Raw genomic sequence first — 26,717 nt, 5'->3', positions numbered from 1 at the left:
CGGCATGCCCGGCGGCGGTGGCGAGGGTGACGGTCGCGTCCGCCGCCGGCTTCCTGGGCGGCGGACGCGCCGACGTGCACCGTGCCGAGGCGCTACCGGACGTCGGCGAAGCTCGTGTGCGCGTCGTGGTCCGTTCGCGCGGCTTCCCGCGCCCCGAGGCGCCCTTCCGCCCACAGCCGGGCCGCGAGGGTCAGGGTGGTGCGGAGGTCGTCCGCCGGGGCGCGGCGGCCCGCGGGGAGGGCGGCCGCCACCGTGCTGCCGGACCCGACCACCGCGCGGTGCCTGCGGGCCAGAGCCGCGAGGGACTGGGCGGGGCCGCCGTCGACCAGGAAATGGTCCCCCTCGGCGAGGAGCGCGTCGAGGGCCGGGCCGAACAGGACCGGTTCCGCGGGCTGCGTCGCCCAGAAGCGGGGCGACTCGGCGTGCCGTGCCGTCAGTTCCGCGGCCGTGTACGCCGACACCATGCGTATCCGCGGGGCGCGCGGCCCGATGCGGGTCAGGGTCGGCACGGCGAGGGCCGCCGCCTCGGCCACCGCCGGGCTGTGGAACGCCGTGGTCGCCCTCGCCCGCCGCACCGTGAAGCCGTCCCGGCGCAACGCCCGCTCCGCGGCGAGCAGTTCGGGGTCGGGGCCCGCCAGCATCACCTGGCTCGGGGAGTTCACCGCGCCGACCGCCACCGGCCCGGCGACGTACGGCGCGAGCCGCTCCGCGGACGCGGCCACCGCCAGCATCCCGCCCGGCGGGGTGGCTCCGAGCTGGTCGATCCGCTCCGCCATCACCTCGGCCGCCTCGTCGAGGGTGAAGACCCCGGCCAGCGTCGCCGCCGCGACCTCGCCGACGCTGTGGCCGAGCAGCACGTCCGGCCGCACGCCCCAGTCGAGCAGCATCCGGCCCACGGCGTAGCCGACGGCGAACAGCAGCGGCTGGGCGCGGGTGATGTCGTCCAGTTCGGGGCCGGGCCGCGCCGCCAGCCACTCGTCGCGCAGCGACTCGCCGTCCCCGGCGTGCCGTTCGAAGTAGGCGTCCATCGCCGCGGTGAACGCGGGCTCGGTCCCGTACAGGCCGCTCGCCATGCCGGGCTGCTGGACCCCCTGGCCCGCGAGCAGCAGCGCCACCGGGCGTGCCGGGTCCGGGTGCCGGGGCGCGCAACGGCCGGGCCGCGTACCGCCCAGCGCGGCGAGCGCCTCGTCCCGGTCGGCCGCCACCAGCGCCCCGCGCACCGGTCCGGCGCCCGGGCCGTCGCCCCAGTCGTCGGCGACCCGTGCGAAGCCATCGCCGCCGGCCGCCCGCAGCCGCGCCGCCAGCTCGTCGCGCACCTCCTCCTCGGCCTCGTCGTCAGGGGCGGCCCACCGCAGCATGCGGCTTCCGGTGCGGTTGTCGGTGCTGGTCACGACGGTCCCTCTCGGCTCACGGGGATGGTTCCGGTCGCCCGGCACCGTGCCCCAGCCGCCTCGAACCCCGGTCGACCGCGCCAGGGCCCCGGACGCCGCTCCTTCACCCACGGAGAACCATCAGAAGCGCCCCAGGGCCCGGCGGCGCCTGATCGAGCCGGGCTCAAGCGGCTACCGCGAGCCTGCGCCCATGGGATCCGACGGCATTTACCTCAGCGGCACCGGAAGCTGGCTGCCGCCCCGGCTCGCCACGCACGACGCGATACGCCGCGGACTGTGCCGGCCGGCGGTGGCGGCCCCCGCGCGGATGGAGTCCGTGACCGTCTCCGACGACGTGCCCGCCCCCGAGATGGCGGCGCGCGCCGTCGCCGAGGCGGTGCGCGCCGCCGGCGCGCCGCCGCACGAGATCGACCTCCTGCTGTACGCCACCGTCTGGTACCAGGGCCACGACATGTGGGCGCCCGCGTCGTACATCCAGCGCGCCGCCCTGGGCAACGACTGCCCGGCCGTGGAGATCCGCCAACTGTCCAACGGCGGCATGGCGGCCCTCGCCCTGGCCCGCGACCGGCTGCGGGCGGCCGCCGGGCGGGCCTCGGCCGTGGTCGCGGCGGGCGACCGGTTCCCGGCGCCGTCCTTCGACCGCTGGCACAGCGACCCGGGCACCGTCTTCGCCGACGGCGCGGCCGCCTGCGTCCTCGACAACCGGGACGGCTTCGCGCGGCTGCACCCGGTGAGCCTGGTCAGCGACCCCGAACTGGAGCGCATGCACCGCGGCGACGACCCGTTCGCCGACGCCCCGCTGGCCGCGCGCCGCACCGTCGACCTCAAGCAGGCGCAGCGCGCCTACCTGCGGAGCGCCGGCATGGCGTTCACCGTGGCCCGGAGCAGGGCGGGGCAGGAGCGCGCCCTCAAACAGGCGCTCGCCGACGCCGACACCGAACTCGGCGAGATCGACCACTTCGTGCTGCCGCACTTCGGCCACCGCAGGCTCACCGCCAACTACCTCGCCCAGCTCGGCATCGACGAGCGGCGCACCACCTGGGACTGGGCCCGCACCGTCGGCCACCTCGGGGCGGGCGACCAACTGGCGGGCCTGCACCGGCTCGTCGCGGCAGGGCGCCTGGCACCGGGCGACCGGGTGCTCCTGATGGGGGTCGGCGCCGGATTCAGTTGGTCGAGCGCCGTCGTCGAGATCCTGCGGCCCCCCGGCCCCCACCCCCGATCCAAGGAAAGGAACCCCACCCCATGACCCGAACAGCGGCCATCGCCTTCCGGCGGGTGCGCAAGAGTTACGGCGACGTCCGCGCGGTGAACGGTCTGGACTTCGAGGTCCGGCCCGGCGAGACCGTCGCCCTGCTCGGGCCGAACGGCGCCGGGAAGTCGACCGCCCTCGACATGCTGCTCGGCCTGCTCCGCCCCGACGACGGCGACGTGCGCCTCTTCGGCGAGAGCCCGTCCGCCGCCATCCGCGCCGGGCGGGCCGGGGCCATGCTCCAGCGCGGCGGCCTCATGCCCGGCGTCGGCGTCCGCGACCTGGTGCGCCTCGCCCACCGCGTGGCCCGGCACCCGCTCCCGGTGGACGAGATCATGCGGCGCGCCGACATCGAGGAGATCGCGGCCAGGCCCGTCGACAAGCTGTCCGGCGGGCAGGTGCAGCGGGTGCGCTTCGCTCTGGCGATCATCGAGGACCCGGAGCTCATCGTCCTCGACGAGCCCACCGCGGGCATGGACGTCAAGGCCCGCGCCCGGTTCTGGGAGAACATGCGCGGCCTGACGGACCAGGGCCGCACCGTCCTGTTCGCCACCCACTACATGGAGGAGGCGGACGGCGCCGCCGACCGCGTCCTGGTCATGCACCAGGGCCGGCTGCTCGCCGACACCACGCCCGAGGGCATGAAGTCCCGGGCCGGCTCCCGCCAACTGGTCTTCGAACTCGACGACCCCGACCCGCGGGTGCTCGGCGCCCTGCCGGGCACGGTGGACGTCGTCGTCGAGCGCGGCCGCGTGGTGCGGCTGCGCAGCACCGACTCGGACGCCACGGCGGAGGCCCTGTTCCTGGGCGGGCTGCGCCCACGCCACCTGGAGATCACCGGGCTCGGCCTGGAACAGGCCTACCTCAGCATCACCGAAGAGGCTACCGCGCCCCTGGCCGCCGCGCACGCGCACGAGTAGGAGACCGACCGATGAACGTCATGCTGGAACTGGAACTCAAGCGGGCCTTCAACGACTGGCGGCTCATCCTCTTCACCATCGGCATGCCGATGGTGATCTACCTGGCGACCGCCGCGCAGTTCGACGAGCCGATCGACGGCACGCCGGTCGCCCGGTATCTCCTGGTCTCCATGGCCGTCTTCGGCGCGATCGGCGCCGCGCTGTCCATCGGCGGCCCGCGCGTGGCCATGGAGCGCGAGATCGGCTGGACCCGTCAGCTACGGCTCACCGCCATGTCGGGCGTGCGGTACGTCGTGGTGAAGCTGATGGCCGCCGCCGTGGTCACCCTGGTCTCGATCGTCGCCATCTTCGTCCTCGGGTCGCTGGTCAACGACGTGCACATGCCGATCCGGGAGTGGGTGATGTCCGCGGGCCTGGTATGGGCGGGGAGCTGGGTCTTGTGCGTGCTCAGCGTGCTGCTCGGCTACCTCTTCACGAGCACGTCGATCACGGTGGGGCTCATGGTCGTGAACATGGGCTTCTCCATGCTGGGCGGCCTGTTCTGGCCGGTGAACGGCTTCCCGCACTGGCTCCGCCTCGTGGCCGAGGCCACGCCCACGTACCACCTGGCCCAGTTGGGCCACGTCGCCCAGAACGGGGACTGGCCCGCCACCACGGATGTGGCCGTGCTGGCGGTGTACTTGCTCGTCTCCGTGGCGGGCGCCGCGTGGCTCTACCGCCGCGACGAGGTACGGGTGTAGAGCGCCGTCCCGGGGGCGGGGAACCGCGCCATCGGCCCAGGCGGCACCGCGCTCCCCGGCGGCCGGCCGCGCGGCTCCCCGCCCCCTTCACAGCTCGTTCGCGACCGTCAGGGGGCTGGGCATCGCCGCGACCTCGGCGCGCAGCTCCCCGGCGGCGGCCGAGAGGCACGGCTCGTCCAGGAGCCGGACCACGGCCTCCCGTACCGCCTCCGCCGACATCTCGGGGCCCGGCACCACGAGGCCGCAGCCGCTCGCCGCGACCCGGCTCGCGTTGGCGAACTGGTCCATCGCGTGCGGCACCACGAGCTGCGGCACCCCGTGCGCCACCGCGGTCATCACCGCTCCCGCCCCACCGTGGTGGATCACCGCGCGGCAGGCCGGCAGCAACTGCTGCAGCGGGAAGTCCTCCAGCAGCCGCACCCACGGGGGCAGGTCGTCCAGCTCCGCCGCGTCCTTCGGCCCCGCCGCGAGCACCACCTCCACTCCGAGCCCGTCCAGCGCCCGCAGGATGCGCGGCAGCGCGAACGCGTCGGCGCCCACCATGCGACGCGGCGAGTTCCCCCACACCACGCAGACACGGGGGCGGTCCGGGGCGTCGAGCAGCCACTCGGGCATGGCGCCGGGGCCGTTGTACGGGACATACCGCATCGGCAGCCGTTGCGTGCCCGCCGGCAGGCTGCCCCGCAGCGGCGCCGGGCACGGGTCGATCGCCCGCTCGATCAGGTCGGGGCCCAGCTCACCGACGCCGTAGGAGCCGAAGGCTCCGGTGAAGTCCCGCGGGACCAGGCCGAGGGCCGGGTCCTCCGTGGTGCCGACGGGGCCCCACAGGTGCAGCACCGAGGGCACGTCGTGGACGCGGGCCGCCAGCAGCCCCTCCATGCTGAGCAGTTCGTGCACCACGAGGTCGGGGCGCCAGCGGCCGGCGTACTCGACGGCGGCGGCGTAGCTCTCCTTGAGCGGCTTGACGTACCGCGGCACGATCTCCCGCTCGAAGGAGAACTCCGCCAGGTCCGCCATGGGTCGCCCGGTCACCGGGTGCGGCGGCAAAGACGGGTACGGCCAGGCGCCCTCGGCGGCCTTGCGGACGTTCTGCGTCCGGGCCAGGAACGCCATGTCGATCTCGGCGAGCACCGGCGCGGGCGTCAGGCCGGCCCGCGCCAGGGTGCCTTGCTGCGAGGGGGCGCAGGCGAACCGCACCTCGTGCCCGGCGGCCTGCAACCCCCAGCCCAGCGGCACCAGGGGGTAGTAGTGGCCCGGCCACGCCGAGACCGTGAACAGTACTTTCAAGGCAGCCTCCCGAGCAGCGCCTGCGTATCGCCTTCTCCATCGGGTGGCAGCGTCGCGCCCGCGGCTTGAGCGGTCCTTGAGTACGGCCGGGAACGATCCAGCGCACTTGGCACATGACGAACGGATCGATCCGAGGAGGCCGGGATGGCCGATTCCGCCACGGCAGAGCTCAACCCGCTGACCCCACAACGGCTCTTTCACATGATGGCCGGCTTCAAGGCGACCGCCGTGCTGCGCACCGGGGTCGCCCTCGGCGTCTTCGACGCCGTCGCCGACGCCCCGCTCACCGCCGCCGAACTCGCCGGCCGGCTGGGCCTCGCCCCGCGCGGCGCCCGCGCCCTGACCGGCGCGCTCGCCGGGGCCGGGCTGCTGGCCGAGCACGACGGCGTCCGCTACGGGCTGCCGCCCGGCGGCGCCGAACTGCTCGTCACCACCAGCCCGCGGTACTGCGGCGGCATCGTCGACGTAGCGTGCAGCACGGGTGAGTGGACGGCGCTCGGCGTGCTGGCCCGCACCGTGCGCGAGGGCGGGCCGCTGCCCGGCCGGGACGCGCTCGGCCCCGGCTTCGACTACTGGGTGGACTTCGCCACCCACACCACCTTCGGCACCCGCCGCGGCGCCGAGCTCCTCGCCGACGCGCTGGACCCGTACCTGGCGGAGACGGAGGCGCCGCGGGTGCTCGACGCCGCCTGCGGGCACGGCCTGTTCGGGTACGAGATCGCCGCCCGGCACCCGGACGCCCGGATCGTCTCCCAGGACTGGCCCGAGGTGCTGGAGGTCGCGGAGGGGCACGCCAAGCGGCAGGGCGTACGGGAGCGGGTGGCGTACCTGCCCGGCGACGTGGAGCGGGTGGACCTCGGCGGCCCCTACGACGTGGTCGTCGTCGCCAACCTCCTCTTCCACCTCGGCGCGGAGCGCGCCGCGCGGCTCGTCGAGCGGCTCGCCGGGCTCCTCGCGCCCGGCGGACGGCTCGCGGTGGTCGGTTTCACCGCGGGCGACGCACCGGCCGTGGAACAGGAACACGCCCACCTCCTGGGGCTGTTGATGCTGTCGTGGACCGACGGCGGCGAGATGCACTCCACCGCCGACTACCGCGCCATGCTGGCCGGTGCCGGGCTCACCGAGGCCGACCACCACAGCCGCCCCGGGCTGCCCCTCAGCGCACTGATCGGCCGCCGTCCCAGCGCTGTGTCATCGTGATGCGCATGCGCGACTCGACCACGCCCCAACGCCGTTCGGCCGCCGTTGCCCGCGCCGAGAAGAGCGGACGCATCCCGCGGGCCACCCTGACCGTGCTGCTCGTCACCGGCGCGTTCACGGTCTGGCAGTTCCTCCACCCGCACCTCCTCGACCAGTTACGGCGCGACCCCGACCTGGTGACCAACGGTGAGTGGTGGCGGTCCTTCACCCCGCTCCTCGTGCAGGACCCGCCGTGGCAGGCGGTGGCGACGGTGACCGGCATCGTGATCCTCGGCGTCAACGTCGAGCGGTTCTACGGCGGCGCCGGCATGCTCGCCGTATACCTCGGCTCGGGCCTGGCCGGCGAGGCGATCGGCTACGCGCTCCAGCCGCACGGCGCGGGCAACTCCGTCGCCGACTGCGGCATGATCGGCGCCCTCGCCGTGTACCTGCTGTCCGAGGAGGGCAGCAAGGTGCTGCCAGTACGGCTGCCGCGGGGCGTCCGCCGCACGCTCGCCGCCGTCGTGGGCGTCGGCGCCTGCGCCGCGGTCTACGCCGCGACCTCGGCGACCAGGGACATCCACGGGCCCGCCGCGCTGGCGGGCGCCGCGATCGGCGCGCTGCTGCTCGGGCGCCGCCGCCGCAGAAGCTGAGCGCGGTACGAAGGAGGCCGCCACCCTTTTCGGGGTGGCGGCCTCCTTCGCGTACCGTACGGGGCGATTCACGCGGCCACTGCCGCCGGCTCCTCGGGCACGCCCCCGTACCAGGCGTCGATGTGCTCCACGCACGCCGCCCGCGACGACGCCCCCAGCGACACCGTCCAGTCCGGCGGCACGTCGATGAACGCCGGCCAGATCTCGGGGGCGCCGGACGGGCCGACGAGTACGAGGTAGAGCCCGGTCACGTTGAAGGCCACGATCACGATTCCTCCTTGACGGTGGACGGCGAGGTGCGGACGGTCGCCGCACGCGGGGCGGGGATGCGCGAGCCCGCCACGGCCCGCGGGGCGAACAGCTCGGCGAGCTCCTGTGCCGCCCGGTCGGGCAGCCGGTGCGCGGCGGCGGCCAGGTTGTCATCGAGGTGGGCCACGCTCCGGGTGCCGGGGATGGGCACGATGTCCTCGCCCCGCGACAGCACCCAGGCGAGCGCCAGGTGCCGCAGCGGCACCCCGTGCGCGCGGCCGATCCGTTCGGCGCGGGCGAGGAGCCGCTGGTTGCGGGGCAGGTTGGCGGGGCTGAACCGGGGGTGGTTGCGCCGGTAGTCGCCGGCCGGCAGGTCGGCGCCGGTCAGGGCGCCGGTGAGGAAGCCGCGGCCCAGCGGGCTGCACGCCACCAGGGCGCAGCCCAGTGCGCGGGCGGTCGGCAGGATCTCGTCCGCCACGTCCCGCGACCACAGCGAGTACTCGGTGGCGAGGGCGGTGACCGGGTGCACGGCGGCCGCCCTCCGCAACTGCGCGGCGCTCGCCTCGCTGAGCCCGATGTGCCGGATCTTGCCCTCGGCGACCAGCTCGGCGAGGCCGCCGACGCTCTCCTCGACCGGCACCGCCGGGTCGACCCGGGCCAGGCAGTACAGGTCGATCCGGTCCGTGCCCAGGCGCCGCAGGGACGCCTCGCACGCCCGGCGCAGATAGCCGGGGGAGCCGTCGAAGGACGTGGGCCGCGCCGGTCCCGAGAACAGGGCGCCGCCGCGGGTGGCGAGGAACGCCTCGTCGCGGCGGCCCGCGACGGCCCGGCCGAGCAGTTCCTCCACCGCGCCGCCGGCGTAGAAGTCGGCGGTGTCGAGCAGACTGACGCCGCAGTCGAGCGCGGCACGCACGGTGGCGATCGCGTCGGCGGCGCCCACGGACCCGTACCCGCCGGTGAGGGCGAGCGTGCCGAGACCGAGGGCGCCGACCTGGGCGCGGCCCAGAGTTCGTATGTCCATGCGCAGACCCTTGGGCCGCCCTCTCGACGCCCGGTCGAGGGCGGCCGGTCCACCGCCGGTCCAGAACCGTTCGAGGCCCGGGGCCGAACGTTGCGGCAACGTCACCGCAACTGAGAGGACCGCACTCGTGCCGAACACCCAGGCCCCCGAAGCCGCACCGGACGCCGCCGTGGTGCGGAGCACCGTGGTCGCGGCGCCCGCGGACGTCGTCTACGACACCGTCGCCGACGTGGCCCGCTGGCCCCAACTGCTCTCCTCCGTCGTACACGTCGAGCACACGCCGGGCGCCGACGCCGGCACCGACGAGGTGGAGATCTGGGCGCTGCGCGGCGAGAACCAGGTCCGCAACTGGACCAACCACCGCACCCTGGACCGCGACGCGCTGCGCATCGGCTTCGCCAACCCGCTCGCCGAGGGCGAGTGGCGCGTCGAGGCCCGCGACGACGGCACCGCCACCCTGACCGTCGGTCACGACTTCGCCGTGCCGGCCGCCGCGCGGGGGGCGGTGCCGCACATCGAGGCGCAGCTCGCCGAGTTCAAGGAGGCCGCCGAGCGCCACGCCGAACTGGCCGAGCTGACCATCGAGTTCGCCGACCCGCTGTTCATCGGCGGCGCGCCGCGGGACGCGTACGAGCTGCTGTACCGGGCCGAGCAGTGGCCCGACCGCTTCCCGCACGTCACCCGCATCGACATGACGGAGGACGTGCCGAACGTCCAGTTCTTCGACATGGACACCCTCACGCCGGACGGCCGCCCGCACACCACGCGCTCGGTGCGGATCTGCTTCCCGCACGGGAAGATCGTCTACAAGCAGATCAGCCTGGCGCCGCTGCTCACCGCCCACACCGGCCACTGGGTCTTCGAGGAGACCCCCGAGGGCACGCTCGCCGAGGCCCGGCACACCGCCACCATCGACCCGGCCAACCTGGAGCTGCTGAGGCCCGGCGCCACCGTCCAGGACGCCCGCGCCTACCTGCGCCGTGTGCTCAGCGCCAACAGCGTCGCCAACCTGCGCTTCGCCAAGGAGTACGCCGAGGACATCGCCGACAACGGGCGCAAGGAGACCGTCGATGCCTGAGCAGCCCGCTCTCCCCGAGGGGCTGAGCGTGGACGGTCTCGCCCGCAGGGCGGCCCGCCGCTGGCCCGGGCGGACCGCGCTGCGCCTGGGCGACCGCACCGTCACCTTCGCCGAACTCGACGCGCGCGTCGACGCCCTCGCCGCCGGGCTGCGCCGGCTGACCGGCGGCGACGGCGCCGCGATCGCTGTCGCCACCCCGCTCGACCCCGACTTCGCCGCCCTCTACTACGCGACCGCCCGCAGCGGCAACGTCATCGTGTCCCTCAACCCGATGATGCGCGAACAGGGGCTGCGCCATGTGCTTGCGGTCTCGCGCTCCACGGTGGCCGTGGTCACCGCGGAGACGTACGACCGCGTGACGCGGCTCCGGGACGACCTCCCGGATCTGCGGTACGTGGTGGTGTTCGACGCGGCGGGTATCACCCTCGCCGACGGCGACACCACCGTCAGCTCGCTGCTCGCGGCGCCGGACGACCCCGGCGCCGCGGGCGGCGGCCGCCCGGCCCCGCCCGACCCGGACGCGACAGCCTGTCTGCACTTCACCTCCGGGACCAGCGGGGCGCCCAAGGCGGTCCAGCTCACCCACCGCAACCTCACCGTGAACGCCGCCCAGACCGCGCACGCGCAGGGCCTGGACGACACCTCGGTCACGCTCAACCAATTGCCGCTGTTCCACCTCATGCACCTCAACTCCGCCGTCTGGGCGGGCGCCGCCCAGGTGCTCTTCCCCGGCGGCGACACCCCGGCGGCGCTCGCCGCGGCCGATGAGGCGGGCGCCACGCACTACTTCAGCCTGCCGGTGCGCCTCGCCCATCTGGCGGCCGACCCGGGCCTGGAGCGGCTGCGGCTGAGCAGCGCGCGGGGGATCTTCTCAGGGGGCTCCGCCCTGCCGCCCCGCGCGGCCCGGGCGCTCGAAGACCACTTCGGCATCCCCGTCGTCCAGGGCTATGGCCTGGCCGAGGCGTCGCCGATCGTCACCATCGACGCGCCGGGCAGCTCCGCCGTCGGCTCCTGCGGCTTCCCCGTCGCCGGCACCGACGTACGCGTCGTGGACCTCGACACCGGCGCCGCGGCCCCGCCCGGCGCCAAGGGCGAGATCCACGTACGCGGCCCGCAGATCATGAAGGGCTACCTCGGCGAGCCCGCCGGCGCCCACCTGGACGCCGACGGCTGGCTGGCCACCGGCGACGTGGGCCGCCTCGACGCCGACGGCCGCCTCTACGTCACCGACCGCCGCTCCGACGTCTTCAAACGGGACAACGAGCTGGTCGCCCCCGCCGAGGTGGAGGAGGCTGTCGCCGCCCACCCCGCGGTGCGCGAGTGCGCCGTCTTCGGCCACCCCGACCCCTTCAGCGGCCAGGTGCCCCACGCCCTGATCGCGCTGCGCGAACCACCGCGGGACGCGGCCGGCCGGCAGCACGTCGCCGATGCCGTACGGGCGTTCGCCGACGCCCGCCTCGCCGTGTACCAGCGCATCGGGCACGTCACCGTCGTCGACGCCGTGCCCCGCTCGCGCAACGGCAAGGTGCAACGCCGTGCCCTGCGCGAGCAGTTCGCGCCCGCCGACGCGGCCCCCCTTGCCCCTCTTCTCACTGTTCCCACCGCAACCGCAACCGCCTAGGAGACCGTCATGGCAGTCACCCTCGTCAACACCCTCAAGGTCATCGGCAGCATCGAGGACTTCGAGCGCGTCACCGGTGACCTCACCGACTACATGCGCCGCCGGCCCGGCTACGTCAGCCACCAGATGCTCCGCTCCCTGCGCGACCCGAACGTCTTCGTCGAGCTCGCCACCTGGGAGCGGGCCGAGGACCACCGGGCCGCCGTGCAGAGCGACGGCTTCCGCAGCCGCGTCACCGGCCTCGCCGGGGTGATCGAGAAGCCCACCCCGGACCTGTACGAGGTCATCCACGAGGCCGTCGCGGCCTGATCATCCACCGACGGGGAAACGGGAGGGGCAACGCCGTGCAGGCAACAGCAGACGTTCTCGTCGTGGGCGCGGGCCCGGTCGGGCTGACCGCGGCCCTCGAACTGACCCGGCGCGGAGTGCGGGTACGGGTGGTGGACGCGGCGGACGGGCCCGCCGTCACCAGCCGCGCCATCGCCGTCCACCCGCGCACGCTGGAGACGTACGACCAGATCGGCGTCCTGGACGAGATGGTGCGGCGGATGCGGCGGATCACCGCGTTCACCGTGTTCGCGGGCGGCCGTCGGCTGATCCGGCTCGACGCCGACTACACCGCCACCCCCACCCGCTTCCCCTTCAGCACCACCATCGACCAGGTGCTGACCGAGGAGGTGCTGCGCGACGCGCTCGCCGCGGCCGGCGTGAGCGTCGAGTGGGGCACCCGCCTGGAGTCCCTGAGCCACGACGACCACGGCGCGCGCGTCGCCCTGCGCACGGCGGACGGCGGCGCCCAGGACACCCGGGTGCCCTGGCTGATCGGCGCGGACGGGGGACACAGCACCGTGCGCAAGCAGCTCGGCCTGGCGCTGCTCGGCGACGCCAACGAGACCTGGCTGCTCGCCGACGCCGAGGTGGAGACCGAACTGCCGCGCAACAGCATCTACCTGATCCGCGCCGAGGGCACCATGCTGATGATGGCGCCGATGCCCGGCGCCACCCGCTGGCGCATGCTCGACACCGCGGACGTCGCCTACGACGGCTGCGCCCGCACCGTCGCCGACCGCTTCGCCCGCAAGCTCACCGCGGGCCTGGGCCACCCGGTGCGGGTCGCGGACCCCGGCTGGATCTCCGTGTTCACCGCGCAGCAGCGGATGGTCCCGGCCATGCGCGTGGGCCGCTGCTTCGTCGCCGGGGACGCCGCCCACGTGCACAGCCCCGCGTCCGGGCAGGGCATGAACACCGGCATCCAGGAGGCGTACAACCTCGCCTGGAAGCTGGCCTCGGTGATCCACGGGCACGCGGGCGACCGGCTGCTGGACAGCTACTCGCCCGAGAGGGTCCCGATCGGCGCCGAACTGCTCGACAGCACCCGCAAGGCCACCAAGCTGGTCGCCCTGAAGAACGCCCTGGCCGGGGTGGCGCTCCCGGTCGTCTTCGGCCTCGCCCGCCGCGTCCCGCCGCTGCGCGTGAAGATGCAGCGCACCGCGCTGGGCCGGGTCGCGGGCCTGAACGTGTCCTATCCCGACTCGCCGCTGACCGGCGCCGACGAGCCGGGCCGCACGACCGGGCCCGCCCCCGGGGAGCGCGTCACCCAGGCGACGCCCGAGCAGGCCGCGTCCCCCGGATGGCGGCAGCTCGTCGCGGAACTGCGCGAGCCGGCCTGGACGCTCCTGCACTTCCCCGGCGAGGACGCCGACGCGGCCGCCGCCACCGGCGCCGCCCTGCGCGCGCACGACGACTACGGCGCCTGGCTGACCGTACGGACCGCCACCGCCCGCGGCGAGGCGGGCCCCGGGCCGCTCGCCGACCCCGGCGGCGTACTGCGCGGCACGCTCGGCGCGCGCGCCGGCAGTTGGCTGCTGGTCCGCCCGGACGGCTATGTGGCCGCCCGCGGGCGGGAGTTGACCGAAGGGGCCCTTCAGGCGGCGCTGGCCCCGGCCGACCCGCGCCCCGTGTCCAGGACGGCTCCAGAGGCCGTCGAGCCGCTGGCCGGATGCTGACCGGGCCGATGACAGGAGGAGAAGGCGCCATGACGCGGCGAGTAGTGATAACCGGGATCGGGGCCGTGGCCCCCGGCGGTCTCGGCACCAAGGAATTCTGGGAGCAGATGACGGCCGGTCGCACCGCGACCCGCGCGCTCACCGGATTCGACGTCAGCCGGTTCCGGTCGCGCATCGCGGCCCAGGTCGACTTCGACCCGGCCGCGCACGGGCTGACCCCGCAGGAGATCCGGCGGCTCGACCGGGTCACCCAGTTCGCCCTCGTGGCATCCCGGGAGGCGGTCACCGACAGCGGCCTGGAACTGCACGAGCTCGACCCCGCCAGGACCGGCGTGGCGATCGGCAGCGCCGTCGGCTGCAGCGTCAGCCTGGAGGAGGAGTACGTCGCCGCCAGCGACGGCGGCCGCCAGTGGGAAGTCGACCACACGTACGCCGCCCCGTACGCCTACGACTACTTCGTACCCAGCTCCATCGCGCGGGACGTCGCCTGGGACACCGGCGCCCAGGGCCCGGTCGCCCTCGTCTCCACCGGCTGCACCTCGGGGCTCGACTCGCTGGGCCACGCCGCCGACCTGATCCGCGAGGGCGCGGCCGACGTGCTGGTCGCCGGCGGCGCCGAGGCGCCCATCACCCCGATCAGCGTCGCCTGCTTCGACGCGATCAAGGCGACCTCCCCCCGCAACGACGAGCCGGAGACCGCCTCCCGGCCCTTCGACCGCACCCGCAACGGCCTCGTACTCGGCGAGGGCGCCGCGGTGCTGATTCTGGAGGAGCTGGAGCACGCGCGGCGGCGCGGCGCCCACATCTACGCCGAGGTCGCCGGCTACGCGTCCCGCTCCAACGCGTACAGCATGACCGGGCTGCGCCTGGACGGCGTGGAGATGGCGCAGGCCATCACCGCCGCCCTCGACGAGGCGCGCCTGGCGCCCGAGGCGGTCGACTACGTCAACGCCCACGGCTCCGGCACCAAGCAGAACGACCGGCACGAGACCGCGGCGTTCAAGCTGGCCCTCGGCGAGCACGCACGCGCCACGCCGGTCAGCTCCATCAAGTCGATGATCGGGCACTCGCTCGGCGCCATCGGCTCCCTGGAGATCGCGGCCTGCGCGCTGGCCATGGACACCGGGGTGATCCCGCCCACGGCCAACCTGCGCGAGCCGGACCCGGCGTGCGACCTCGACTACGTACCCATCACCGCCCGCGAGCACCGTACCGACGTGGCCCTCAGCGTCGGGAGCGGCTTCGGCGGATTCCAGAGCGCGATGGTGCTCGCACGGCCCGAAAGGCGGACGGCATGACAGCGGCAGTGGTGACCGGGATCGGCATCGCCGCGCCCAACGGCCTCGGCGCCGAGGCGTACTGGGAGGCGCTGCTGCGCGGCGACAACGGCGTCGCGCCGCTGTCCCGCTACGACACGAGCGGCTACCCGGCGACGCTGGCCGGCGAGATCAAGGACTTCGTCCCGGAGGAGCACATCCCCGGCAGGCTGCTGCCGCAGACCGACGTGATGACCCGCCTCTCGCTCGCCGCCGCCCAATGGGCCCTGGACGACGCGGACGTGGATCTCGACACCGTGCCCGCCGACCGGCGCGGCGTGGTCACCGCGGCCACCGCGGGCGGCTACGACTTCGGCCAGCGCGAGCTGCAGAACCTGTGGAGCAAGGGGCCCAAGCACGTCGGCGCGTACCAGTCGTTCGCCTGGTTCTACGCCGTCAACACCGGCCAGATCGGCATCCGGCACAATATGCGCGGCCCGTGCGCCGCCGTCGTCGCCGACCACGCCGGCGGCCTCGACGCGATGGCCCAGGGGCGGCGCTCGCTGCGCAAGGGCGCGCGGCTGATGCTCGCCGGGGCGGTGGACAGCTCGCTGTCGCCGTTCGCCTGGGCCGGACACCTGGCGGGCGGCCGGGTCGCCCGCGGCGACGACCCCGAGCGCGCGTACCTTCCCTTCGACGAGGACGCGGCCGGCCATGTGCCGGGCGAGGGCGGCGCGTTCCTGGTCCTGGAGGACGGCTCGGCGGCCGCCGAGCGCGGCGCCCGGGCCTACGGGGAGATCGCCGGGTACGCGGCCACGTTCGACCCGCGGCCGGAGCGCGGAGCCGCGGCCTGCTCGACCGGGCTGGAGCGCGCCATACGCGGCGCCCTGACCGACGCGGGCACCGCCCCGGACCAGGTGGGCGTGGTGTTCGCCGACGCGGCGGGCACCGCGGACCTGGACCGCGCCGAGGCGGACGCGCTGAGCGCCGTGTTCGGCCCCCGCGGCGTCCCGGTCACCGCGCCCAAGACGCTGACCGGGCGGCTCTGCTCGGGCGGCGCCCCGCTCGACGTGGCCACCGCGCTGCTCGCCCTGCGCGAGGGCGTGCTGCCGCACACCGCCCACATCACCAAGCCCGCCTTCGGCGACCGGCTCGACCTGGTCACCGGCGAGCCGCGCGCCACACGGGCGGACACCGCCCTGGTGGTGGCGCGCGGCCACGGCGGCTTCAACTCGGCGCTCGTCGTGCGCGGCACGGCGTGCTGACCGCACACCGCAGAACCCAGCGACACACCGCATGTACAAGGAGTTGACCATGGCCGCACTGACCCTGGACGAGCTGAAGCAGATCCTGCGCGAGAGCGCCGGTGAGGACGAGAGCGTCGATCTGTCCGGCGACGTCCTCGACGTCCCCTTCATCGACATCGGCTACGACTCGCTCGCCCTCCTGGAGACCGCGGGCCGCGTCGAGCGGATCTACGGCGTCACCCTCGTGGACGACGCGGTGAGCGAGGCCGAGACGCCGCGCGTGCTGCTCGACCTCATCAACGAGGCGCTGGCCGACGTGGCGGAGCCGGTCGAGCCCGCCCTGGCGGGCTGACGTGGACGCCCCGGCCGCCGTCGCCGAGCCGGCGCCCCAGGAGCGTTCCACGCTGGGCCTTGAGGGCCGCGCGGTCATCGTGACCGGCGGCACCCGGGGCCTCGGTCTCGCCACGGCCCGCAGGCTCTGCGCCGCGGGCTGCGACGTCCATCTGACCTACGCCCACGACGACGCCGCGGCCGACGCGGCCCTGCGCTCGCTCGACGGGCTCAAGGGCACGGCGCGGGCCCACCGCGGCGACATCACCGACCCGGCGACCCTTCCCGGCCTGCTCGATACGGTCGTCCGGCGGCACGGCAGGCTCGACGTGTTCGTGCACAACGCGGCGACCTTCCACCCGATGCGGACGCTCGACGCCGACCCGGCGGGCGTCCGCGCCGATCTCGCCACGGCCCTCGACCCGCTGCTCGGCGGCGCCCCGCTGATCGCCGAGGCGATGGCGGGCGGCCCCGGCCGGATCGTGGCGGTCTCCAGCACCGGGGCGCGGGCCGTCGTGCCGCGCTACGTCAGCCTCGGCATCGCCAAGGCCGCCCTGGAGAGCCTGGTGCGCTACCTGGCCGCCGAGCTCGCCGGGCGCGGCGTCGCCGTCAATGCGGTCGCCGCCTCCAAGCTCGACAAGGCCGGCGGCCCGCCGGTCGACCCGGAGGTGGTCGAGCGCCTGGTGGCCCGCGTCCCCGCGGGGCGCCTGACCCGGCCGGAGGACGTGGCGGACGCCGTGGCGCTGCTGTGCACCGACGAGGCCGCCTGGATCCACGGCCAGGTCCTCACCGTGGACGGCGGCACCGCGCTCGCCGCCTGACCGAGCCAACTGCCCACCCCCCCCCGAGGCCCGGTCCCGGCGTGACGCCGGGACCGGGCCTGCCTTCCGTAGAGGCATCCGTATACGTATCCGAAAGGAGCGAGTGTGGAAGACACCACGTCCGACGTGTGCGTGGTCGGCGGCGGCCCGGCCGGGCTGACCCTGGCGCTGCTGCTGTTGCGCTCCGGCGCCACGGTCACCGTCGTCGAGCGGGCCAGGTCCTTCGAGCGCGAGTACCGCGGCGAGATCCTGCAGCCCGGCGGCCTCGCCCTGCTCGACCGGCTCGGCGTGCTGCCGGGCCTGCGCGAGCGCGGCGCCCACGAGCTGCGCCACTTCCGGCTCGGCGACAGCCGCCGCGTCCTGATGGACATCGACTACAAGAAGCTGCCGGCGCCCCATGACCACCTGCTGAGCGTGCCGCAGCGGCACCTGCTGGAGGAGTTGCTCGACGCCTGCCGTCCGTACGACGGCTTCACCTACCTCGACGGCACGCGCGTCAGCGGCCTCGTGGAGGACGGCGGCGCGGTGCGCGGCGCCTTCCTCCGCGACAGCCGCGGCGAACGCACCGTCCGCGCGCGCGTCGTGGTCGGCGCCGACGGCCGCTACTCCAAGACCCGGATGCTGGCCGGCATCGAGAACGACCGGCACGACGTGTTCGACCTCGACGTGCTCTGGTTCAAGATCCCGGCGCCCGCTGGCCCCACCGGCGTCGTCCGTATCCACCGCTCGGCGGCCACCCCCGCCCTGGCGTACGACTCGTGGCCCGACCGCATCCAGATCGGCTGGACCCTGCCGCACAAGGGCTACCAGGAGATCGCCGCCCGCGGCATCGAGTACGTCCGGGCCGAGGCGGCCCGCGCGCTGCCCGAGTACGCCGACGCGATCCACGAGCACATCCGCGCGCTCACCGACCTCACCCTGCTCGACGTGTTCGCCGCCCGCGCCCGTACCTGGGTGCGCGACGGCCTCGTTCTGATCGGCGACAGCGCCCACACCCACAGCCCGCTGGGCGCCCAGGGCATCAACCTCGCCATCCAGGACGCCGCGGTCCTGCACCCGGTCCTGGTCCGCGCCCTGCGCGACGGCGACACCGGGGCGGGCTCCCTGGCCGCGTACGAGCAGGCCCGCTCCCCCGACATCGATGCCGTGATGAAGCTCCAAGTCATGCAGTCCAAGGGCATGTTCGGCGGCGGCCGGATCGCCGGGGCGCTGCGGCCGCGCGTCGCGCGGCTGATCAGCCGCACCCCGATAGGCGACCGCATCACCCGCCGCATCGCCCTGGGCAACCCGTCGATCCGTATCCGCGACGACCTGTTCCGTCCGACCTCCCGCCCCGCCGACAGGAGTACCGCACCATGCGCCTGATCGATCTGTCCTCCGCCATCGACGCCTCCCGGTGGGAGCCCGAGCCGGTCAGCCACGAGATCGTGACCCCGGCCGAGGGCGCCGCCCATATGGCCAAGGAGATGCGCGACCACTTCGGGCTCGACTTCGACCCGGCCGAACTGCCGGACGGCGAGCTGCTGTCCATCGACAACCTCAGCCTCAACAGCCACACCGGTACCCATATCGACGCGCCCTCCCACTACGGCAGCCGGGCGGGCTACGGCGACGGGCGCCCCCGCACCATCGACGAGATGCCGCTCGACTGGTTCCACCGCCCGGCGTTCGTGCTCGACTTCTCCGGCGTCCCGGGCCCGGCCACGCTCACCGCCGACGACATCGCCAAGGAACTCGCCCGCATCGGCTACCAGCCGCGGCCGATGGACATCGCGCTCCTGCACACCGGCGCCGACCGCTTCCAGGGCACCGAGGCCTTCTTCACCGACTTCGTCGGCCTCGACGCCTCCGCCACCCACTACCTGCTCGACCTGGGCATCAAGGTGATCGGCACCGACGCCTTCAGCCTCGACGCGCCCTTCGGCCACATCCTGCGCACCTACGCCGAGACCAAGGACCGGAGCGTGCTGTGGCCGGCCCACTTCATCGGCAGGGACCGGGAGTTCTGCCAGATCGAGCGGCTGGCGCGGCTCGGCGAGCTGCCCCGCCCGTACGGATTCACCCTCAGTTGCCTCCCCGTGAAGATCGCGGGCGCGGGCGCGGGCTGGGCCCGCGCCGCCGCGATCGTCGAGGACTGACCCCGCCCCGCCCACCGCTTCCCGCCTATAACCGCCCACCCAGGAGCCACACATGACCGTGCAGACCCTCGCCCAGGACACCGACTTCGGCCGTATCTACGCCGAGGTCCAGGACTTCTACGCCCGCCACTTCCACCTCCTGGACGCGGGCCGCGCCGAGGAATGGGCGCGGACCTACACCGAGGACGGCTACTTCCACCCGGAGGTGCTCGACCGGCCCGTCCAGGGGCACGCCGCCCTCACCGAGGGCGTGCGCCGCACCCACGCCGAGCTGACCGCCAAGGGCGCGCAGCGCCGCCACTGGCACGGCATGGTCGCCGTCGCCCCGCGCGACGCCGACACCCTCGACGTACGGTGCTACGCGCTCGTCTTCGAGACGCCGCGCGGCGGCGCCTCCGCGCTGCGGATGAGCTGCGTGTGCGAGGACGTCCTCGTCCGCGACGGCGGCGACTGGAAGATCCGCGAGCGCAAGGTGACCCGGGACGACATGACGCCCGCGTGACCGGCCCGCGCACAGCACAGTGCCGCCCTCCCCGGCTGCCGGGGAGGGCGGCACTGTCGTACGCGGCGGGGGCCGTCAGCCGGTGACGCGGCGACCGAACTGGCGCAGCCCGAACCCGCCGGCCAGCACCGTGCCGCCGGTCAGGGCGAGCAGGCACGCCCACACGGGAAGGTGCGGCACGCCGGGCGTGAGGCAGGCGCGCAGCGCCTCGGACACGTACATCACCGGGTTGAGCAGGGTCGCGTACTGCAGCCAGGGCAGGGCGTCCAGCGACGCCCAGGGGAAGTAGACGCAGCCGAGGACCGTCATCGGGGTGATCACCACCGCGACCAGGTTCTGCACCTTGGTGATCTCGAAGAGCGTCCCGAGCAGCAGGCCGAACGACGCCGCCAGCAGGCACGAGAGGACCAGGACGGCCAGGAACAGGGGCCAGTCGTGGACGTGCACCTCGGGCCTGGCCCCCGCGCCGTGCACGAGCAGCACCACGGGGAAGACCACGGCGGCCGCGAGCAGCGTCTGCACCGCGGCGGAGATCACCTTCTGCAAGCCGATCACCCACAGCGGCACCGGGGCCAGCGCCCGGTCCTCGATCTGCTTGGTGTACGTCATCTCGATCAGCATCGGCATCAGGACGGAGGTGATGCCCTGCACCGCGATGGTGATGGCGACGAGGCCGGGCACCAGGACGGTGGAGAACCCGGGCTGCCCGTGGCCGCCGCCGAAGGAGTCGCCGATCGCCGGGAGGACGTACGCGAAGCCGAAGGTGAAGGCGAGCGGCTGCATGACCGCGCGCAGGAGCAGCGAACCGAGGTTGCGCCGGGTGACTTTGAGGTCGCGGGCGAGCAGCGCGCGCAGCGTGCCCAGGCCGATCGACACATTGCCGCGGCGCGCCGCCTGTTCGGTGGAGATCAGGGTGCTGGTGCTCATTACTCGCGGTACTCCCGTCCGGTGAGGTTGAGGAAGGCGGTTTCCAGGCTGGGCGGCAGCGTCGACGCGTTGCGCACGGACAGGCCGTGGTCGGCGCCCGCGGTGATCAGCTCACCGAGCAGGCCCTCGCCGTCGGACGCGTACACCCGCAGCTCCGCGCCCCGCGCCTCGGCGCGGCGCACGCCGTCGAGCTTGCGGGCGCGCTCCACGGCGGGTTCGGCGGGGCCGTCGAAGACCAGCGTCAGGACGGTGTCGGCGCCGCCCGCCGCCGTGATGCCGGCGACCGTGTCGCAGGTGAGCAGGGTGCCGTGGTCGATGATCGCGACGCGGTCGCACAGCTCCTGGGCTTCCTGCAGATAGTGGGTGGTGAGCAGGATCGTCTGGCCGCCCGCGTTCAGCTCGCGCAGCAGCTCCCACAGGCCGTTGCGGGCCTGCGGGTCGATGGCCGCGGTGGGCTCGTCGAGGAAGAGCACCTCGGGGCGGTGGATGAGGGCGCGGGCGACCATCGCCCGCTTGGACTGGCCGCCGGAGACGTGGTCGTCCATGGCGTCGGCGACCTCGCCGAGCCGGAACTGGTCCAGGAGTTCGGCGGCGCGCCGCCGGGACTCCCGCGCGGTCAGCCCGAAGTAGCGGCCCCGGTACTCCATGCCCTCGCGGATGGTGACGGCCCGGTCCATGGTGTTGGCCTGGGTCACCACGCCGATGCGGCGCTTGACGCCGAGCGGGCTGCGGCACGCGTCGAACCCGGCGACGCGGGCGGTGCCGCCGGTCGGCCGGACGCGGGTGGTGAGCATGCCCATCGTGGTGGACTTGCCGGCGCCGTTGGGGCCCAGCAAGCCGAAGAACTCCCCCCGGCGCACCGTCAGATCGAGCCCGTCCACGGCCCGCACCTCGCCGCGCGGGGTGGCGTATGTCTTGCGCAGGGCCTCGGTGCGGATCGCCGCGTCGGCCGCGGCGTCCTCGCTGTCCCGGGTCATGACCGGCTGCCTCCTTCGGTTGTCGGGGATCGGCTGTCGTCCCGGCAGCGTGGGCCCGCCGCGTCGAGGGCCGCTCCAGTGGTGCTCGAAACGGCGGCCGGAGGCTGTGGCGCCGGGCGGGAAGGACCCGCCGGGAAAGGAGCGGCGCGAGATGCGCGTGCTGTTCACGGTGTCCGACTGGACGAGCCACTACTTCCCGATGGTGCCGCTCGGCTGGGCCCTGCAGTCGGCGGGCCACGAGGTGCGGGTGGTGTGCCCGCCGCGGCAGGCCGGGCCCCTCGGACGGGCCGGGCTCACCCCCGTACCCGTACTCGGCGACCTGGATATGAGCTTCCTGTCCCGGTTCGTGAACCTGCGGGCGGCCCGCGCCGGCCACTGGCCCTACCCCGGGGTGCCGCTGCCGCACCCGGTCACCCGGGAACCGCTCGCCTCCCCGCACGACGTCGACTTCGACGCGCTGGCCCGGGAGACCGGCGCGCGGGTCGGCCGCGAGACGGCGCGCGGCGCCGACGCCGCCGTGCGCTTCGCGCGGCGCTGGCGGCCGCACCTCGTGGTGCACGACCGGCTCAGCATGGACGGCGTCCTCGCCGCCCGCGCGGTCGGCGTCCCGCACGTCGCCCATCTGTGGGGGACGGTCGGCACCCATGAGGACGACCCGGCGCTGCACCCGCTGCCGGTGGACCGCACCGGCGAGTTCGCGCGGTTCGGGCTGCCGCCGATGGGCCCGGAGCTGATCGAGCACGTCATCGACCCCTGCCCGGCCGAGCTGGCCCCGCCGACCGGGGCCCGCCGCATGCCGGTGCGCTACGTCCCGTACAACGGCCCGGGTCAGGAGGCCGGTTGGCGCCCCGAAGGCGACGGCGGCCGCCCCCGCGTCTGCCTGATCTGGAGCAACTCCGTCACCCAGATCTACGGCCGGGCCTCGTACGCCGTCCCGGAGATGGTGAAGGCGGCCGAGGGCCTGGACGCGGACGTGGTGCTGCTCGCCCACCCCGACGACCGGGCCGCGCTGGGCGACCTGCCAAGGCGGGTGACCGTGCTGGAGCAGTACCCGCTCCGCCTGGTCCTGCCGCACTGCGACGCGCTGGTCCACCACGGGGGCGCGGGCACCCTGATGACGGCGGTGGCCCACGGCGTGCCCCAACTGTCCGTGGCGTTCGGCGCCGAGCAGGAGACGGACGGCCGCCGCCTCGCCACGGCCGGGGCCGGCCTCACCATCCCGGGCCACGAGGCGACCGCCGCCACGATCGGCGAGGCCCTGACCCGCCTGCTGACCGACCCCGCCCACCGCGCGGCGGCCGCCCGCCTCTCCGAGGCCAACGCCGCCCGCCCGGCACCCTCGGCCCTGGTCCCGCAATTGGAACGCCTGGCCGGGGCCTCCGGCGGCGACAGGTGAGCGGGGCCGTGGGGGAGGTCGTGGGGGAGGTCGTGGCCGGTGCCGACTGTGGCGTTCCGGAGCACCCGGAGCGTCCGGAGCGTCCGGAGCGTCCGGAGCGTCCGGAGCGTCCGGAGCGTCCGGAGCGTCCGGAGCGTCCGGAGGTGAACGGCCCCGCGTGGCGCGCGGGTTCCGCCGGCCCGTTCGGCACGGTCGTCTCCGGCCCAGGGCCGGGGGCCTCGCGGCGGCCCCGGACGTCCGGGCCGGGCGGCCCCGCGCGCGCCGTCGTGTTCGGGGGGACCGGGTTCGTGGGGCGGCACGTCTGCGCGGCGCTGCACGCGTACGGGTACGCCGTCACCGCTGTCAGTCGCGGCGCCGCCCGGACGCCGCCCGGGGTCCGGCACGTACGGGCCGAGCTCGGCGCGCGGCCCGACGCCGTGGCCGCGCTGCTCGACCGGGTACGGCCGCAGCTCGTCGTCAACGCGGCCGGCGCCGTCTGGGACGCCGGGCCGGCCGAGATGGACCGTGTCAACGCCGACGCCGTGACCGCTCTGACCGCCGCCCTGGCGGGGTCCGAGGCGCGTACCCGGCTCGTGCAGCTCGGTTCGGTCCACGAGTACGGGCCCGTCCCCGCGGGGCGCTGTCTGGACGAGCGGACCCCGACCGCACCGCTGACCCCGTACGGCCGCGGCAAGCTGCTCGGCAGCACCGCCGTCCTGGACGCCCGCGCCGACGGCCGCCTCGACGCCGTCGTACTGCGCCTGTCCAACGCCGTGGGGCCCGGCGCCCCGCGCTCCAGCCTCCTCGGCATGGTCGCCGGGCGGCTCGCCGCGGGCATCGGCGAACGCGGCCCCGTCGTGCTGCGCCTGTCGCCCCTGACGGCCCACCGCGACTTCATCGACGTACGCGACATCGCCGACGCCGTCGTCGCCGCGGCGGCCGCACCGCAGCCGCCGCCCGTCCTGAACATCGGCCGCGGGCGGGCCGTCCCCGTCGCCGCTCTGGTACGGAGCCTGATCGCCGTCAGCGGTGTGCGGGCCCGCGTCGCCGAGACGGTCCCCGACGGCGGCGCGGCCGCGCGCGGTGCGGGCCACGAGTGGCAGCGCGTGGACATCACCGCCGCCACCGCGGCGCTCGGCTGGCGGCCCGGCCGGCTCCTTGAGGAGGCGCTGCACGCGTTGTGGGAGGAGTCGAGGGTTTCTCAAGGCCGTCGGCCGACCGTATAGGGACCAGAGCCCACACCTGAACCACCCGTGCTGCGCGACAGCACGTCCCTGACAGCACGTCCCTGACAGCACGTCTATGACAGAACGTCCCCGAATTCCTCGAAGCGAGGGGGAGATGATGGCCAGCAGCGGGAAGGCGCTCCTGCTCGAAAGCGTCCGCAAGTACCACCACGAGGTGAGTGCCGACCAGCCGTTCGAGCCCGGGGCCACCCCGTTGCTTCCGGCCGGTGCCGTGCTCGACGAGGAGGACCGGGCCGGCCTGGTGGAGGCCGCCCTCGACCTGCGGATCACCGCGGGAGTGCGCACCCGGAAGTTCGAGAGCGCCTTCGCCCGGCTGTTCAAGCTCCGCAAGGCGCATCTGACCAACTCCGGCTCGTCGGCCAACCTCCTGGCCCTCACCGCGCTCACCTCGCCGCGCCTGGAGGAGCGGCGACTGCGCCCCGGCGACGAGGTGATCACCGTCGCCGCCGGGTTCCCGACCACGGTGAACCCCATCGTGCAGAACGGCCTCGTCCCGGTCTTCGTCGACATCGACCTGGCGACCTACAACACCACCGCCGAGCGGGTCGCCGCGGCCATCGGGCCGAAGACCCGCGCCATCATGATCGCGCACGCCCTCGGCAACCCCTTCGAGGTCGCCGAGATCGCCGAACTCGCCGAGGAGCACGGCCTGTTCCTCGTCGAGGACAACTGCGACGCGGTCGGCTCGACCTACCACGGCCGGCTGACCGGCACCTTCGGCGACCTCGCCACCGTGAGCTTCTACCCGGCGCACCACATGGCGATGGGCGAGGGCGGCTGCGTCCTCACCGGCAACCTGGCGCTCGCCCGGATCGTGGAGTCACTGCGCGACTGGGGCCGCGACTGCTGGTGCGAACCGGCCGAGGACAACAAGTGCCTCAAGCGGTTCGACCACCAGATGGGCACGCTGCCGCACGGCTACGACCACAAGTACATTTTCTCGCACGTCGGTTACAACCTGAAGCCCACCGACCTCCAGGCCGCCCTCGGTCTCACCCAGCTCCCCAAGCTGGACGCCTTCTGCGCCGCCCGCCGCCGCAACTGGCGCGCCCTGCGCGACGCGCTCGACGGCACCCCCGGACTGCTGCTGCCCGAGCCGACGGCCGGCAGCGACCCGAGCTGGTTCGGGTTCGCGATCACCGTACGGCCGGACGCGGGCTTCACCCGCGGGCAGCTCACCGCCCACCTGGAGGCCCGCCGCATCGGCACCCGCCGCCTGTTCGCGGGCAACCTCACCCGGCACCCCGCCTACCAGGACGTGCGGTACCGCACCGTGGGCCCGCTCACCAACAGCGACATCGTCACCGAGCACACGTTCTGGATCGGCGTCCACCCCAACCTGACGCCGGAGATGACCGCGTACATGGCCCAATGCGTCCGAGAGTTCGCCGCGGGCGCCTCGGGTGCCTCGGGCGGGACACGGAAGGCCGCGTGATGAAGTGGGACAACCTTCACATCGCCGCGCTCGGGACGTTCCTGCCCGCCCCGGTGCCCGTAGAGGAGGCGGTCGCCGCCGGCCGCTACGACGCCGAGCGCCGGAAAGCGCGCGGCTACGTCTCCGTGTGTGCCTTCGACGATGACGACGAGAGTCCCGACGCCACGCCCCCCGGCATGGCCGTGCGCGCCGCCCGTACCGCCGTCGCCCGGTCCGGGCTGGCCGAACGGGACTTCGCGCTCGCCCTGCACACCAGCATCTGGTTCCAGGGCCTCGACATCCACCCCACCGCCTCGTACGTGGCGCACGGCGCGGTCGGCCGCCACGTGCCCGCCTACGACGTGCAGCAGCGCTGCAACGGCGCCCTCGGCGCCATCGAACTGGCCGGCGCGCAGCTCGCCGCGGGCGTCCGCCCCGGCCACGCGGCGTTGATCACCACCGCCGACCGGTTCGCCGCGCCCGCCGTCGACCGCTGGAACCTGGCCGAGTACAACGTCTACGCCGACGGCGGCACGGCCATGGTGCTCTCCACCGACGGCGGCTTCGCCCGCGTCCTGTCCACCGTCACCGTCGCCGACAACTCCCTCGAAGGCATCGCCCGCGGCGACGAACCCTTCCGCCCCTCCCCCGGCGCACCCATCGACCTGACCGCGCGCACCGCCGCGTACGAGCTGACGGCCGACGGCAAGCAGGCCGATCTGCGCACCGGACGCCTCATCGCCCGCGCGCGCCACCAGGCGCTCGCCGACGCCGGCGCCGAACCGTGCGAGATCGCCCGCGTCGTCACCGGCTCCACCGGCCTGTTCGAGCACGGCTGGCACTGGCACCACCTGCTCGGCGTGGAGGAGTCCCTGACCACCTGGGCGTACGGCCGCACCACCGGACACATCGGCGCGGGCGACTGGACCGCGGGGCTCGACTGGCTGCTGCGCACCGGCGCTCTGGACGTGGGCGACAAGGTGCTGCTCTTCGGCGGCGGCGCGGGCTACAGCCTGACCGCCGCGGTCGTCCAGATCACCGCCCTGCCCCAGTGGCCGAACCCCGACCGCGAGCACTGAGAGGACG

26 protein-coding genes are annotated in these 26,717 nt (G+C 74.6%); 20 read left to right on the top strand and 6 right to left on the bottom strand.

Annotated elements, in window-relative coordinates; translation table 11 throughout:
* Window positions 1-92: 92 nt before the first annotated feature.
* On the bottom strand, window positions 93-1,391 hold the full coding sequence (locus tag IF55_RS19205; protein ID WP_063764002.1) for an acyltransferase domain-containing protein: 1,299 nt from the start codon (window positions 1,389-1,391) through the stop codon (window positions 93-95).
* Window positions 1,392-1,581: 190 nt separating this feature from the next.
* On the opposite strand from IF55_RS19205, the gene IF55_RS19200 reads away from it, so the two are divergent.
* The 3 genes from IF55_RS19200 to IF55_RS19190 are packed head-to-tail and all read left to right on the top strand — an operon-like array spanning window position 1,582 to window position 4,303.
* Window positions 1,582-2,640: a ketoacyl-ACP synthase III family protein gene (locus IF55_RS19200; protein ID WP_048832186.1), complete on the top strand. Its 1,059-nt coding sequence runs from the start codon at window positions 1,582-1,584 to the stop codon at window positions 2,638-2,640.
* Window positions 2,637-3,563, top strand: coding sequence for an ABC transporter ATP-binding protein (locus IF55_RS19195; RefSeq protein WP_030878113.1), 927 nt, complete (start codon window positions 2,637-2,639; stop codon window positions 3,561-3,563). The genes IF55_RS19200 and IF55_RS19195 overlap by 4 nt, the downstream gene beginning before the upstream one ends.
* Window positions 3,564-3,574: 11 nt before the next feature.
* Window positions 3,575-4,303, top strand: a complete 729-nt coding sequence (locus IF55_RS19190) for an ABC transporter permease (RefSeq protein ID WP_030878109.1) — start codon at window positions 3,575-3,577, stop codon at window positions 4,301-4,303.
* An 87-nt stretch (window positions 4,304-4,390) separates the two neighbouring features.
* Here IF55_RS19190 and IF55_RS19185 read toward each other — a convergent pair whose 3' ends face one another.
* The gene (locus IF55_RS19185; protein WP_030878106.1) at window positions 4,391-5,590 is read right to left on the bottom strand and encodes a nucleotide disphospho-sugar-binding domain-containing protein; all 1,200 of its coding nucleotides are present in this window, start codon (window positions 5,588-5,590) and stop codon (window positions 4,391-4,393) included.
* 144 nt (window positions 5,591-5,734) lie between these two features.
* Here IF55_RS19185 and IF55_RS19180 point away from each other — a divergent pair, with 144 nt between their 5' ends.
* Together IF55_RS19180 and IF55_RS19175 are read left to right on the top strand one after the other, a co-directional pair.
* A complete protein-coding gene (locus IF55_RS19180; protein WP_030878103.1) occupies window positions 5,735-6,790 on the top strand; it encodes a class I SAM-dependent methyltransferase in 1,056 nt (351 codons plus the stop codon).
* A 5-nt stretch (window positions 6,791-6,795) separates the two neighbouring features.
* Window positions 6,796-7,422: a rhomboid family intramembrane serine protease gene (locus IF55_RS19175; protein WP_245661251.1), complete on the top strand. Its 627-nt coding sequence runs from the start codon at window positions 6,796-6,798 to the stop codon at window positions 7,420-7,422.
* Between the two features lie 68 nt (window positions 7,423-7,490).
* On the opposite strand, the gene IF55_RS19170 is transcribed toward IF55_RS19175, so the two are convergent.
* Together IF55_RS19170 and IF55_RS19165 are read right to left on the bottom strand one after the other, a co-directional pair.
* Window positions 7,491-7,691, bottom strand: a complete 201-nt coding sequence (locus tag IF55_RS19170; protein WP_037963430.1) for an MbtH family NRPS accessory protein — start codon at window positions 7,689-7,691, stop codon at window positions 7,491-7,493.
* Complete coding sequence (locus IF55_RS19165) at window positions 7,688-8,692, bottom strand: aldo/keto reductase (protein WP_030878099.1); 1,005 nt, start codon at window positions 8,690-8,692, stop codon at window positions 7,688-7,690. Before IF55_RS19165 ends, IF55_RS19170 begins: the two co-directional genes overlap by 4 nt.
* Before the next feature lie 127 nt (window positions 8,693-8,819).
* Between IF55_RS19165 and IF55_RS19160 the strand changes: the two genes are divergently transcribed.
* The 11 genes from IF55_RS19160 to IF55_RS19110 all read left to right on the top strand — a co-directional run bounded on the left by IF55_RS19160 (window position 8,820) and on the right by IF55_RS19110 (window position 19,691).
* Window positions 8,820-9,770, top strand: coding sequence for an aromatase/cyclase (locus IF55_RS19160; RefSeq protein WP_245661250.1), 951 nt, complete (start codon window positions 8,820-8,822; stop codon window positions 9,768-9,770).
* Window positions 9,763-11,391, top strand: coding sequence for a class I adenylate-forming enzyme family protein (locus tag IF55_RS19155; RefSeq protein ID WP_048832184.1), 1,629 nt, complete (start codon window positions 9,763-9,765; stop codon window positions 11,389-11,391). The genes IF55_RS19160 and IF55_RS19155 overlap by 8 nt, the downstream gene beginning before the upstream one ends.
* Before the next feature lie 9 nt (window positions 11,392-11,400).
* Window positions 11,401-11,700 carry an antibiotic biosynthesis monooxygenase family protein gene (locus IF55_RS37350; protein WP_048832183.1) on the top strand — a complete coding sequence of 100 codons (300 nt, stop codon included), beginning with the start codon at window positions 11,401-11,403 and terminating at the stop codon, window positions 11,698-11,700.
* Window positions 11,701-11,735: 35 nt separating this feature from the next.
* Window positions 11,736-13,397 (top strand): FAD-dependent oxidoreductase, encoded by a 1,662-nt coding sequence (locus IF55_RS19145; RefSeq protein ID WP_030878089.1) that lies wholly within the window; start codon window positions 11,736-11,738, stop codon window positions 13,395-13,397.
* Window positions 13,398-13,426: 29 nt separating this feature from the next.
* Entirely contained in the window at window positions 13,427-14,695 is a 1,269-nt protein-coding gene (locus tag IF55_RS19140) for a beta-ketoacyl-[acyl-carrier-protein] synthase family protein (protein ID WP_030878087.1), read from the top strand.
* Entirely contained in the window at window positions 14,692-15,918 is a 1,227-nt protein-coding gene (locus tag IF55_RS19135) for a ketosynthase chain-length factor (RefSeq protein ID WP_030878084.1), read from the top strand. The genes IF55_RS19140 and IF55_RS19135 overlap by 4 nt, the downstream gene beginning before the upstream one ends.
* 49 nt (window positions 15,919-15,967) lie before the next feature.
* Window positions 15,968-16,252 (top strand): acyl carrier protein, encoded by a 285-nt coding sequence (locus IF55_RS19130; RefSeq protein WP_030878082.1) that lies wholly within the window; start codon window positions 15,968-15,970, stop codon window positions 16,250-16,252.
* Between the two features lies 1 nt (window position 16,253).
* Window positions 16,254-17,051, top strand: coding sequence for an SDR family NAD(P)-dependent oxidoreductase (locus tag IF55_RS19125; RefSeq protein WP_078644696.1), 798 nt, complete (start codon window positions 16,254-16,256; stop codon window positions 17,049-17,051).
* Window positions 17,052-17,156: 105 nt separating this feature from the next.
* Window positions 17,157-18,416, top strand: coding sequence for an FAD-dependent monooxygenase (locus tag IF55_RS19120; protein WP_030878077.1), 1,260 nt, complete (start codon window positions 17,157-17,159; stop codon window positions 18,414-18,416).
* On the top strand, window positions 18,407-19,189 hold the full coding sequence (locus IF55_RS19115) for a cyclase family protein (RefSeq protein WP_030878074.1): 783 nt from the start codon (window positions 18,407-18,409) through the stop codon (window positions 19,187-19,189). The genes IF55_RS19120 and IF55_RS19115 overlap by 10 nt, the downstream gene beginning before the upstream one ends.
* Before the next feature lie 52 nt (window positions 19,190-19,241).
* Window positions 19,242-19,691 carry a nuclear transport factor 2 family protein gene (locus IF55_RS19110; RefSeq protein WP_037963426.1) on the top strand — a complete coding sequence of 150 codons (450 nt, stop codon included), beginning with the start codon at window positions 19,242-19,244 and terminating at the stop codon, window positions 19,689-19,691.
* 75 nt (window positions 19,692-19,766) lie between these two features.
* Here the strand turns inward: IF55_RS19110 and IF55_RS19105 are convergent, their stop codons facing one another.
* Together IF55_RS19105 and IF55_RS19100 are read right to left on the bottom strand one after the other, a co-directional pair.
* On the bottom strand, window positions 19,767-20,618 hold the full coding sequence (locus IF55_RS19105) for an ABC transporter permease (protein ID WP_048832182.1): 852 nt from the start codon (window positions 20,616-20,618) through the stop codon (window positions 19,767-19,769).
* A complete protein-coding gene (locus tag IF55_RS19100; RefSeq protein ID WP_030878066.1) occupies window positions 20,618-21,595 on the bottom strand; it encodes an ABC transporter ATP-binding protein in 978 nt (325 codons plus the stop codon). The genes IF55_RS19105 and IF55_RS19100 overlap by 1 nt, the downstream gene beginning before the upstream one ends.
* A gap of 151 nt (window positions 21,596-21,746) precedes the next feature.
* Between IF55_RS19100 and IF55_RS19095 the strand changes: the two genes are divergently transcribed.
* From IF55_RS19095 to IF55_RS19080, 4 genes are all read left to right on the top strand, one after another.
* Complete coding sequence (locus tag IF55_RS19095; protein WP_037963422.1) at window positions 21,747-22,991, top strand: nucleotide disphospho-sugar-binding domain-containing protein; 1,245 nt, start codon at window positions 21,747-21,749, stop codon at window positions 22,989-22,991.
* A gap of 143 nt (window positions 22,992-23,134) precedes the next feature.
* Window positions 23,135-24,196 (top strand): NAD-dependent epimerase/dehydratase family protein, encoded by a 1,062-nt coding sequence (locus IF55_RS19090; RefSeq protein WP_051776108.1) that lies wholly within the window; start codon window positions 23,135-23,137, stop codon window positions 24,194-24,196.
* Window positions 24,197-24,311: 115 nt separating this feature from the next.
* Window positions 24,312-25,652 carry a lipopolysaccharide biosynthesis protein RfbH gene (gene rfbH / locus IF55_RS19085; RefSeq protein WP_037963418.1) on the top strand — a complete coding sequence of 447 codons (1,341 nt, stop codon included), beginning with the start codon at window positions 24,312-24,314 and terminating at the stop codon, window positions 25,650-25,652.
* The gene (locus IF55_RS19080) at window positions 25,652-26,710 is read left to right on the top strand and encodes a ketoacyl-ACP synthase III family protein (RefSeq protein WP_030878054.1); all 1,059 of its coding nucleotides are present in this window, start codon (window positions 25,652-25,654) and stop codon (window positions 26,708-26,710) included. The genes rfbH and IF55_RS19080 overlap by 1 nt, the downstream gene beginning before the upstream one ends.
* The last annotated feature ends 7 nt before the right edge of the window (window positions 26,711-26,717 follow it).

It is taken from the genome of Streptomyces varsoviensis, from assembly GCF_000718635.1.
Lineage (GTDB): Bacteria > Actinomycetota > Actinomycetes > Streptomycetales > Streptomycetaceae > Streptomyces > Streptomyces varsoviensis.
This window is presented reverse-complemented; position numbering and strand designations above follow the sequence as displayed.

What these genes read in the sequence shown, in the direction of transcription:
- IF55_RS19200 (WP_048832186.1), top strand. Translation starts at nt 1,582, where the DNA reads ATGGGATCCGACGGCATTTACCTCAGCGGCACCGGAAGCTGGCTGCCG.
- IF55_RS19195 (WP_030878113.1), top strand. Translation starts at nt 2,637, where the DNA reads ATGACCCGAACAGCGGCCATCGCCTTCCGGCGGGTGCGCAAGAGTTAC.
- IF55_RS19190 (WP_030878109.1), top strand. Translation starts at nt 3,575, where the DNA reads ATGAACGTCATGCTGGAACTGGAACTCAAGCGGGCCTTCAACGACTGG.
- IF55_RS19180 (WP_030878103.1), top strand. Translation starts at nt 5,735, where the DNA reads ATGGCCGATTCCGCCACGGCAGAGCTCAACCCGCTGACCCCACAACGG.
- IF55_RS19175 (WP_245661251.1), top strand. Translation starts at nt 6,796, where the DNA reads ATGCGCGACTCGACCACGCCCCAACGCCGTTCGGCCGCCGTTGCCCGC.
- IF55_RS19165 (WP_030878099.1), bottom strand. Translation starts at nt 8,692, where the DNA reads ATGGACATACGAACTCTGGGCCGCGCCCAGGTCGGCGCCCTCGGTCTC.
- IF55_RS19155 (WP_048832184.1), top strand. Translation starts at nt 9,763, where the DNA reads ATGCCTGAGCAGCCCGCTCTCCCCGAGGGGCTGAGCGTGGACGGTCTC.
- IF55_RS37350 (WP_048832183.1), top strand. Translation starts at nt 11,401, where the DNA reads ATGGCAGTCACCCTCGTCAACACCCTCAAGGTCATCGGCAGCATCGAG.
- IF55_RS19140 (WP_030878087.1), top strand. Translation starts at nt 13,427, where the DNA reads ATGACGCGGCGAGTAGTGATAACCGGGATCGGGGCCGTGGCCCCCGGC.
- IF55_RS19135 (WP_030878084.1), top strand. Translation starts at nt 14,692, where the DNA reads ATGACAGCGGCAGTGGTGACCGGGATCGGCATCGCCGCGCCCAACGGC.
- IF55_RS19130 (WP_030878082.1), top strand. Translation starts at nt 15,968, where the DNA reads ATGGCCGCACTGACCCTGGACGAGCTGAAGCAGATCCTGCGCGAGAGC.
- IF55_RS19115 (WP_030878074.1), top strand. Translation starts at nt 18,407, where the DNA reads ATGCGCCTGATCGATCTGTCCTCCGCCATCGACGCCTCCCGGTGGGAG.
- IF55_RS19110 (WP_037963426.1), top strand. Translation starts at nt 19,242, where the DNA reads ATGACCGTGCAGACCCTCGCCCAGGACACCGACTTCGGCCGTATCTAC.
- IF55_RS19105 (WP_048832182.1), bottom strand. Translation starts at nt 20,618, where the DNA reads ATGAGCACCAGCACCCTGATCTCCACCGAACAGGCGGCGCGCCGCGGC.
- IF55_RS19100 (WP_030878066.1), bottom strand. Translation starts at nt 21,595, where the DNA reads ATGACCCGGGACAGCGAGGACGCCGCGGCCGACGCGGCGATCCGCACC.
- IF55_RS19095 (WP_037963422.1), top strand. Translation starts at nt 21,747, where the DNA reads ATGCGCGTGCTGTTCACGGTGTCCGACTGGACGAGCCACTACTTCCCG.
- rfbH (WP_037963418.1), top strand. Translation starts at nt 24,312, where the DNA reads ATGATGGCCAGCAGCGGGAAGGCGCTCCTGCTCGAAAGCGTCCGCAAG.
- IF55_RS19080 (WP_030878054.1), top strand. Translation starts at nt 25,652, where the DNA reads ATGAAGTGGGACAACCTTCACATCGCCGCGCTCGGGACGTTCCTGCCC.